Origin of the sequence: Bacillus sp. AFS002410, from assembly GCF_002556365.1 — a bacterium.
Lineage (GTDB): Bacteria > Bacillota > Bacilli > Bacillales > Bacillaceae_G > Gottfriedia.
Map to the genome: position 1 here is coordinate 1 of NZ_NUEU01000038.1, position 635 is coordinate 635.

Below are 635 nucleotides of genomic sequence, written 5' to 3' on the forward strand. Positions count from 1 at the left end.
TTGACCTTATAATACGAACTAATGCGTTAGTTGCATAAGTAGGTTTTATTAATTAGTTATATAAATTAGGAATGTCCTTTTATTTAGGGTAATTTGATTATCACTAACTATTATGTTAATATAGAAATATTAATGTGTGTAAATCGCACTAGGAGGAAACAAAAATGGAACATGGTAAAGTAAAATGGTTTAATGCAGAAAAAGGTTTTGGATTCATCGAGCGTGAAAATGGTGACGATGTATTCGTTCACTTTTCAGCAATTCAAACTGATGGTTTCAAATCATTAGATGAAGGTCAAGCAGTTACGTTTGAAGTAGAAAAAGGACAACGCGGACCACAAGCAACTAATGTAAAAAAAGCATAATTAACTAAAATTAGTCAGATTCTACTTGATAGAATCTGACTTTATTTATGTCTTATAAAATTAAAAACCCCTATTCGAAAATAGAATAAGGGTAAAATCAACCGTGGATCTTGGTAAAGCAAATGGTTAAAGCTATTATATCTCAAATAAAATGAAGTTACAAATTACTAATAAATTTCTTCTAAAAAAGACAAATTGGATAAAGTTTATTTACCTTAGATGATAGATTCCAATTCAACTAATGCATGCGTGTGCGGCCGAGCATAGGTC

General features: G+C 30.2%; 1 protein-coding gene. It reads left to right on the forward strand.

Annotated elements, in window-relative coordinates:
* The first annotated feature begins 164 nt into the window (after positions 1-164).
* Positions 165-365: a cold-shock protein gene (locus tag CN692_RS18765; protein WP_098120689.1), complete on the forward strand. Its 201-nt coding sequence runs from the start codon at positions 165-167 to the stop codon at positions 363-365.
* The last annotated feature ends 270 nt before the right edge of the window (positions 366-635 follow it).